9 protein-coding genes and 4 pseudogenes are annotated in these 7,764 nt (G+C 67.0%); 6 read left to right on the plus strand and 7 right to left on the minus strand.

Translation table 11 applies throughout. The features are described from left to right. Positions 1-420 (plus strand): annotated as a pseudogene (locus O3W51_RS46370) (chlorophyllase); the annotation flags it as partial. 162 nt (positions 421-582) lie between these two features. Next, positions 583-939 (plus strand): annotated as a pseudogene (locus O3W51_RS46375) (IS110 family transposase); the annotation flags it as partial. A gap of 727 nt (positions 940-1,666) precedes the next feature. Here O3W51_RS46375 and O3W51_RS46380 read toward each other — a convergent pair. After that, entirely contained in the window at positions 1,667-2,014 is a 348-nt protein-coding gene (locus O3W51_RS46380; protein WP_232486174.1) for a hypothetical protein, read from the minus strand. Here O3W51_RS46380 and O3W51_RS46385 point away from each other — a divergent pair. Then, positions 2,013-2,189, plus strand: a complete 177-nt coding sequence (locus tag O3W51_RS46385; RefSeq protein WP_187145378.1) for a hypothetical protein — start codon at positions 2,013-2,015, stop codon at positions 2,187-2,189. The two genes, O3W51_RS46380 and O3W51_RS46385, sit on opposite strands and share 2 nt — an antisense overlap. Positions 2,190-2,887: 698 nt before the next feature. Here the strand turns inward: O3W51_RS46385 and O3W51_RS46390 are convergent. The 4 genes and pseudogenes from O3W51_RS46390 to O3W51_RS46405 all read right to left on the minus strand — a co-directional run. Beyond that, positions 2,888-3,355: pseudogene (locus tag O3W51_RS46390) on the minus strand (ATP/GTP-binding protein); the annotation flags it as partial. A gap of 206 nt (positions 3,356-3,561) precedes the next feature. Then, positions 3,562-3,927, minus strand: a complete 366-nt coding sequence (locus tag O3W51_RS46395) for a hypothetical protein (protein WP_138359373.1) — start codon at positions 3,925-3,927, stop codon at positions 3,562-3,564. After that, positions 3,924-4,538: a hypothetical protein gene (locus O3W51_RS46400; protein WP_138359375.1), complete on the minus strand. Its 615-nt coding sequence runs from the start codon at positions 4,536-4,538 to the stop codon at positions 3,924-3,926. Before O3W51_RS46400 ends, O3W51_RS46395 begins: the two co-directional genes overlap by 4 nt. Further along, positions 4,535-4,885 (minus strand): hypothetical protein, encoded by a 351-nt coding sequence (locus O3W51_RS46405; RefSeq protein ID WP_138359377.1) that lies wholly within the window; start codon positions 4,883-4,885, stop codon positions 4,535-4,537. Before O3W51_RS46405 ends, O3W51_RS46400 begins: the two co-directional genes overlap by 4 nt. A 117-nt stretch (positions 4,886-5,002) precedes the next feature. Between O3W51_RS46405 and O3W51_RS46410 the strand changes: the two genes are divergently transcribed. Further along, the gene (locus tag O3W51_RS46410; protein ID WP_232486173.1) at positions 5,003-5,740 is read left to right on the plus strand and encodes a hypothetical protein; all 738 of its coding nucleotides are present in this window, start codon (positions 5,003-5,005) and stop codon (positions 5,738-5,740) included. Between the two features lie 21 nt (positions 5,741-5,761). Here the strand turns inward: O3W51_RS46410 and O3W51_RS46415 are convergent, their stop codons facing one another. Together O3W51_RS46415 and O3W51_RS46420 are read right to left on the minus strand one after the other, a co-directional pair. Further along, a complete protein-coding gene (locus tag O3W51_RS46415) occupies positions 5,762-6,205 on the minus strand; it encodes a hypothetical protein (protein ID WP_187145220.1) in 444 nt (147 codons plus the stop codon). A 33-nt stretch (positions 6,206-6,238) separates the two neighbouring features. Further along, positions 6,239-6,568 carry a hypothetical protein gene (locus tag O3W51_RS46420; protein WP_269290012.1) on the minus strand — a complete coding sequence of 110 codons (330 nt, stop codon included), beginning with the start codon at positions 6,566-6,568 and terminating at the stop codon, positions 6,239-6,241. Between the two features lie 132 nt (positions 6,569-6,700). Here O3W51_RS46420 and O3W51_RS46425 point away from each other — a divergent pair. Both O3W51_RS46425 and O3W51_RS46430 read left to right on the plus strand, forming a co-directional pair. Next, positions 6,701-7,060 (plus strand): annotated as a pseudogene (locus O3W51_RS46425) (IS21 family transposase); the annotation flags it as partial. Positions 7,061-7,135: 75 nt separating this feature from the next. Then, on the plus strand, positions 7,136-7,654 hold the full coding sequence (locus tag O3W51_RS46430; protein ID WP_138359704.1) for a hypothetical protein: 519 nt from the start codon (positions 7,136-7,138) through the stop codon (positions 7,652-7,654). Positions 7,655-7,764: the final 110 nt, after the last annotated feature.

Raw genomic sequence — 7,764 nt, forward strand, 5'->3', positions numbered from 1 at the left:
ACCCAGCGGGCCACGGCCGGCAAGGGCGGCGACGAACTGACCCCCTTCGCCCACGAGAACCTTCCCTGGCTCCGCGACCAGGACTTCTCCCACATCACCGCCCCCGGACTGGTGGTCGCCGGCGACAAGGACGATCTCCCGCTCACCACCCGAGGACCCGCCTGGACAAGCGACCCCTACACCCTCAGCCGCGGCGACAAGAGCCTGCTCACCGTCTTCGGCGGCGAGCACTTCCTCGGCGGCACCTCCGGCTACCGGGCAGCAGAGACCACCGACGAGGACTCCAGCCGCGTCGCCCTCGTCCAGCAGGTCACCCTCGCCTACCTACGCCACATCACCGGCATCGACCACACCGACTGGCAGATGGCCCGATCCGTCCTCGCTGACGCCCACGCGCTGGGGCGACTGGACAGCAAGTGACCCTCGGCGGTTGAAATACACGCTTTCGTCCGCTCATCGGCCCCCCCCGCAGGATCAACGCGGGCAGGCACTAGTGATGTTCGGCGGCAGCGTCCTGGGCGCGGACTTCCCCCTCTGTCTGCCCTTTCCCCGGACCCGGGTGGGAGATGACGGGGTGGGTGCGACGCGTTCGTCATCGCCGATGCCGCCCGCACCATGTCCCACACCCTTCGGGCCATCGAGTTCGCCGACGAGACGATCGCCGAAATGGAGATGCTCGTCGGCTTCGACGACGACCTGGCAACCGAGTCGACCCGGACCAAGAACCGGCTCCGCGGCCTGCTCACACAGATCCATCCCTCACTGGAGAAGATTCTCGGCCCGCGCCTGGACCACCCCGCCGTCCTGGCCCTGCTCGAGCGCTTCGGCTCTCCCGCCCAGCTCAGGAGAGCCGGTCGCCGCCGGCTGGTCACACTGCTGAGACCCAGAGCACCCCGCATGGCAGAGCGCCTGGTCGGCGACATCTTTACGGCACTCGAACGAGCAGAGCGTTGGGCCCTCGGGGGCCGCACGGTGGCTACCAGGGGCCTTTCTGGGTGTCCGTAGCCGGTAGAGCGGGGCGGTGGCCGCTATCGCTGGCGCCGGTCTGGCGAGCGCCGATGGCGTCCCCGCCGAGCCTGTTTCGCGTCGTGCCCGCGGCGGCGCTGTTGGGTGATCCGGGCGACGCGCTTGGCCATCCGGGTCCAGGGCAAGATGAGGGTGACCATGTTGGACATTGTTCCCATGGGCGCCTCGCTCCCGGTCTCTTCCAGTACAGCCCTTGGCCAGGCCTCCGGCAAATCCGCACCGCCCGGCAGTCCGGGCTGGGGGGTGCCCCTAACTTTTGGTCAAGGTGGATGGGTGCTGGTTCGGGCGTCTGGAACCATGTGCCTGTGCATGCTGATGATCAGGTTGGCGAGGGTGTCTCTGGGGAGTTCGCGGTGTTTCTGCGGAACGCTGCCGACGGCCGTCCGAGGAAGATCGTTCCTTCGGTCTGCGGCGGGCGCGTGTTCTGCGTACTCGTTGACGATGTGGGCGGCGTACTGTGCCCTGTTTTCGTATAGCCGCGCCACCGCGTCCGGAGCCTGCAGGCGCTGGATCGCCGTTGACGCCGTAGGTGAGTGTCGACGACGATTCAGCGCTGCAGCCACGCCGTGCCTAGGGCCCCGGGGCCGCGCGAGCACGGAAGGGCGTTGCTGTGCGCGGGTTCTGGTCGGTCAGCGGCGGTTCAGAAGCGGATACACACCGGTCCCTGGTTGTAGTTGACCTTCCCGAACTGGGTGACGGCTGAGTTGCATGCGGCGTTCATCGTGTCCTGGTCGGACTCGGTTCCCCGGCCCATCTCCTGGCCCCGGCCGTCCTCGGAGCCGAAGTCGATGCACACCGGTCCCTGGTTGTAGTTGACCTTCCCGAACTGGGTGCTCGCGTCGTTGCACTGCGCGCTGAGCACGTGCCGGACCATCACATCGTGCTCGCCGTACGGGGAGTAGTCGCTGGCCGAAGCCGTGCCGGCGCCTGCCATCACGGCGGCGGCGGCAAAGGCGGTGGCCGCAACGGCCTTACGGAAACCCATCATGATCATTCTCCAGAAGGTGGAGGACTGGGACAACGGTGACTTCATCAGCACCGGCTGGTGCCGCACTCCGGACACGCCGCACGGGGCGCACCCGTCCGCCAAGTGGCCGAACGCCTGCTACATCGCCGAGGCCGCAGGTCACGGGCGCCGTCGAGCTGAGCGGGTGGGCGAATGACTTTCTTTGCCACCAGCGGGTGGTGCGGCTGCCGGGTCCGGCTGATCGGGTTGCCGGGCTGGTGCCGTACGGCGCTGCGGCGTGCGCGGCCGGCGGCCAGGTGATCTATTGGTTGCCGGACAGTGTCCTGTCTGTCCCGGCCGACAGCCGGGATACTGTCCGCACCCGTGCCGGAGTTCACGACCGGTCGCGCAATCCAGTCACTGGTGAGGAGTCCACCTGTTGTGCTGGGACGCGTGCGGGATGCGCGCCCGCGCCTCCTGTACCCCGGGGTCGGCCAGCAGAGAGCCGAAATGACGTCCTCCGCCTCCGCGAAGGCACGGGTGCATGCGTGCCGCCGTACGGCCTCCTGCACGCGCTGCTTCTCCGCCCGGTCACCGCTCACGGTCGCTCTCCTGTCCACCGGAGGGTCCGGCCGCGGCGGCCGGACCCTCGGCCGCGAGCCGATTGGCGAGGATCTCCTGACATTGAGCGGGTGGTTAGTTGGTGTGGTGGGTGTCTTGTGGGCTGGGGTGTTGGTGGTTGGGTGAGAACAGGTGATGGGGCGGGCTTTGGGGGTCTGGTCTGGGGTTGTGTCAGCTTTTGTGCGTGGTTTGGTGGGTGTTGTACGGGGCGTCTGGGTCTAATGGCTCGGGCGTTTTTTGCTGCTCAGAGGCGTTTTGCCTGGTCAGGGTGCGGCGGGAGGGGGTTGGGGTGGGTTAGCGGGTGGGGCGTCGTTGTTGTTCGGTGTGGTGGTCGAGGGTGATGGCCTCGAGCGAGTTCTTGGTGATCTTCTCGGTGCCGTCGCTGATGGCGGTGATCGCTGCTTGGCGGATGAGTCGTGTGAGGGCGCCGATGCGGCCTGCGGTGCGCAGGTGGAGGTAGCTGGTCATGCGGGGGAGGGTGCCGGGGCGGTGGGCTTGTAGGTCGAGGGCGGATTCGATGCCGGTGACCAGGTCGCGGAAGGGGTAGCTCTGGCCGTGGCGGGCGGGGAGGGGCCCGGCGTGGATGAGGGTGGCTCTGGCGGCGAGTTGGGCGCCGCGGATTCCACTGAACAGGGGTGTGGTGGTGACGTCGATCCCGGCGTAGACGAAAGTCGCGCCGATGCGTTCGGTGAGGTCCTTTAGCAGGTCGGCGGTTTCCGCGCCGGTGGTGGTGCGGGGGTTGAGGCGGTGGATTTCATCGATCTTACCGACCGCAGGAGCTCGGATACCGGCTCTGAACTGCGATGATCCATAGACTACATGTCCGTCACGGTGACCGATGCACTTCTCTGTAGCTCGTCTGAGTGGTGCCGCGGTAGAGCCCGGCGGCGGTGGAGTCGCGGTGTGACAACGCAACGTAGTTAGCATGGAGAAGGCGGCTTTGTCGGCAAGCGCACTCGCCGACGCCGTCAACATGCGGAGATGTCAGGCTTTTGGGGTGCAGTGCGGAGGACGCCTGTGCATGCCAGCAGGGTGGTCGCCGTAGCGTCGAGGAACAGCATGAAGGCCCAGGTCTGGTCGGGTGTGTCGATGCGGCCAATCCGGATGAGGGCGTCTTCAGCGCCTTTCAGGGTGTCGACGGCTTCGCTGAGAGCGAGCGTCTTCTGGCCGCGCCTGAGGGTGTGGTGAAGTCGCGCCTTGTAGATGCCGGCAAGCTCGGCTGCGGGGACCAGGCCGTCCCAGATGATGAAGTCGCCCTCTGCCAGGGCGGCTCGGGCCATGGCATGGACTGTCGTGTCGCCGCTGAGCATCACGATCAGCTCATCGCGGGTCATGCGTGTTTCCCGTCGCGGGGTTCCGTCTCGGTTCCCGGTCGGGTCCAGAGTGTGAGGTCACTGCTGGTGGCGACTGCGAGGGTTCGTCCGGAGGGAGAGAAGCCCGCGGCTCGGAGCGTCGAGTAGTCGGAGTGGAAGATGTGCCACCACTTCTCTGCGTGCGGCCCGTTGTGAGGCATGCCGCCGTCTGCGGAGAGCAGGACCCGGTCGTTGGGCCACTCCGGGCTGATCACTTCCAGTGTCCAGCCGTCAGCGGTGGTGCTGTGCAACCCGCCTCCGAAGAGTCCGGCGATGGGCACTCGGGTTCCGGTGATCGGTCCCAGCCCTGGGCAGGAGAGGTCAGGAACCGCGTCCGGGGTACTCGTGTCGGGGTCCGGATCGCGATCTCGGGCGATCTTCTCGCCAGTGGTGGCGTCGAAGAGCCCGTGACCGTCGTAGGAGACCACCATGACCAGGTCATGCCCGGTGTCGGGTGCCAGCGCGAAGCCGATGCCGAGCAGGCCGCCGACCGGGGTGCGCCGGTCCAGGACCGGGCGCCAGGGAGCTGGCGGTGTGATCACCGGGGCTGCGAGGAACCGTTCGCGAAGCTGTTGCTGATAGTCCGAGATCACGGTGTCTCCTCGTGCTCCGTCGATGATCCGGTCGAGGCGAGTCGAAGTCGAGCGGCGGCCCAGATCCGCTCGAAGACGTCTTCGGTGACTTCTGCAGCAGCGTCGGCATCTTCCCAGCCGGTGAGGGCGCCTTCCGCAAGAACGCCGTACTGCCGCTCGTAGGCGGCCGTCGCAGCGGCGTCGCCATGGTCTCTGCACTGCAGGACCTCGCCGAGCGCGGCTGCGGTGACCGGAGTGCGCTTGGGCCCCTGCAGATCCACTTGCCGGCTCGCCCACTGCTCATCGTCGAGCTCGAAATAGGACCAGGTGGCGCTCTCACCGTCATGCGTTCGGATCCATCGCGTCATGGCCCTATCGTCGCTGACCTCGGCAACCAGATTTTGGACTGGGGGGATAGCCCGAAGCCGGTCAGCTTGCTTGGCATCCCGTGGACGGCCTGCCCGGTCGGGGTGCATGATCTGGTCATGCCGACTGAAGAAGAGCTCGGGTCCATGGAGGTGCGGATCGCGGCCGCATCCGTGGGTGCGTGGGTTCCCGTGCTGGAGACTCGTGGTGCGACCGGCGGGGCGAGCTGCATCCAGATCGCCCCAGCCACTGCCGTGGAGGACGATGAGATCTATCTCAGCCGATTCACCAATGGAGAGCAGGTCCAGGTCAGTCCGGACCTGCAACTGGATGCCGATCTAGATTTCATCGCTTCTGCGCGACAGGACATGCCCCGCCTGGTCGCTGAGGTGAGGCGACTGCGCGCGCTGCTGCGGGGGGATAGCGACCGGCGGCATGCCGCTTTCGTGGCGCTCCGCGAGCTCGGGCGAAGCCAGGACTACCGTGACCGGGCAGACGCCGGTCGTGGCCTTGCGGCCTTCGCCGACATGCAGGAGGCCATCGGGCCACTGCTGGAGCTTGTGCTCGACCCGGGCGACACCTTCGTCACCCGGGTGACTGCGGAAGCCGTGCTCCGGAGAAGGGACAGGATCGGGCTGACGATCGTCGCCTCCGCGCTGGCGGTCGCCGACTGGAGTCACAGCGAGTGGATCCACACGGCGGTCCGCGATGTGTTCGGCATCTTCTCCGAAGAGCGGGACAGCGCGATGCAGCTGTGCGAGGAGATGCTGCAGGAGCCCGACGACCGCGTTGTCCTGGGTGCCCGTCAGCTCCACGAAGCCTTGGCCGACATCGACCCCGTTCTTCGCCCCGCGTAGCTCCGCAGTGCGGGACAGGCTTCAGGAAGGCGCTCCAGAGCTGGGGCAAACCGGTGGCACTTCGGTCTCGTCAGCGGCGATCAGGGAGATTGCCTTGTGGACGGCGTCGAACAGCGTCCAGCCGTCGAGCTCCTCGGCGATGGGCCGTTCCGGGTTCCGGCCGCGTCGGACGGCTTCGTCGAGCAGAGCCCTGACGGTGCCGGGCTCGTGAAGGTTCAGGGTTCTGCCGTCGGAGGTTCCGACGGTCCCGGACGGCTGCGGATAGCCGTCCGGGACGAGCCGGTCAGGGCCGTGTGAGAACTGGATTCGCAGGCCGCCGCGACCTTCCAGCGAGCGGATGGACATCGTTTCGCAGCAGCCCTCGCGGGTGCCGTCAGCGAGCGAGTGGTGAGTGTGCCGCAGCGACCACAGGTAGGTCCTGTCGCCGATCGTGAGGCGGCGTGTCCTCTTTCCGCTGCGAGTCATCCGCAGATCGTAGCGGTGGCCGAGGGTCGGGCTTCAGGGTCGGCTGGGCCCGTCGTAGTAGCCCGGACACGCCAGCAGGACGGAGTTGAAGAAGTAGCCTTGTTCGTCCTCCGGGTCGTCGTCTCCCTGGAACGGGCGCCAGAAGCTGAGCAGTAGGTCCGGCGCGATGAACGACGCGGGATCGTCCTCCGCGGCGACGATCGTGGTGACTTCGGCTATGCGGCTCGCGACGTCCCGGGCTGGCAGTCCGAACACGTCGATGCCGCGGAAGAGAACGACATCGGACTGCTGGGAGGGGCGGCCGAGTTCGACAGCTTCCAGGGGGTTGAGAGCGGACAGCGCAAGATCCTTGTAGGCGGACACCTCGGATCCTGCTCCACGGACAGCTGATCTCCCTGTCCCAGGTCGTCCGTTTCGTGTCGATTCCGAACAAGTGATCCCCCCGGCGGTTGGCTCGCTGTTGCCGAACACCGAGTCCGTCCCTCCGGAGGGATCATGAAGAAGTCTGACAGGGAGATCATGGAAATCTTCGAGTCGCTGGACGCCACCGAGTGCGCTCACTCGGCCGCTCAGCTGGCAGGAGTCGACCCGAAGACCGTGCGGAGATACGCACGGATGAGGGACCTGGGCCAGCCGGTCGGCGCACCGGCGAAGCGCCCGAAGCTGATCGACCCGTTCCTGCCCAAGATCGAGGAGTGGGTGGACCGCTCGCAGGGCAAGGTCCGCGCGGACAAGCTCCACGAGCGCCTGGTCCTGCTGGGCTTCACCGGCGACGAGCGCACCACCCGCCGCGCGGTCGCGGTCGCCCGGGCCCGCTGGAATGCCGGCCACCGCAGGACGTATCGCCCCTGGGTGTGTTGACTGAACTACCCGGTGGGCCCTCGTCGTTCGTGAGACAGGTCAGACGACGAATGGCTAGCGTCGCTGCCCATGACAGAGCACGAGGACGACGCGTTGGACTTGGGCTCATTGGTCGTGCCGGGAGCGGGGTCACTGGTGGCGACCGACGACCCTTGGGAGCCTTATCGGCTGCTGGATCCCTGCGGGTTGGCCGTCGGCTCGGTGCGCGAGTACTTGAAGGACTTGCAAGCGGCAGGCCGGTCGTCACTGACCCAGCGTTCTTATGGCATGGACCTGCTTCGGTGGTTTCGCTTCCTGTTGTGGGCGATCGGCATCCCGTGGAACGAGGCGACTCGCATCGAGGCACGCGATTTTTCCCGATGGATCCAGATCACCGCCAAGCCGACGCGGCCGCACTGGCGATCTGATCCGGCCGACGCAGTAATTTCGCTGCCGGTCCCTGCCAAGGCGCCCAACGCGGTGACCGGCAAACGACCGGTCGGGCGAACGTATGCGTCGTCCACTATCGCCCACAGCGAGACGGTCCTGCGCGGCTTCTACTTCCACCACTTGGAGGCCGGAACCGGCCCGCTGTCGGGGTACACGTGAACGTCCCCAGCCTCGTACGGATGAAAAGGGACAGTTGCTGATGCGGTGAGACATGCTGCTCGGCACTCTGATGCTTGGTCGATTCGGGCGGCGGAGGGGGCTGGCAGTGG

The organism is Streptomyces sp. H39-C1 (assembly GCF_027158125.1).
Taxonomy (GTDB): Bacteria; Actinomycetota; Actinomycetes; order Streptomycetales; family Streptomycetaceae; genus Actinacidiphila; species Actinacidiphila fildesensis.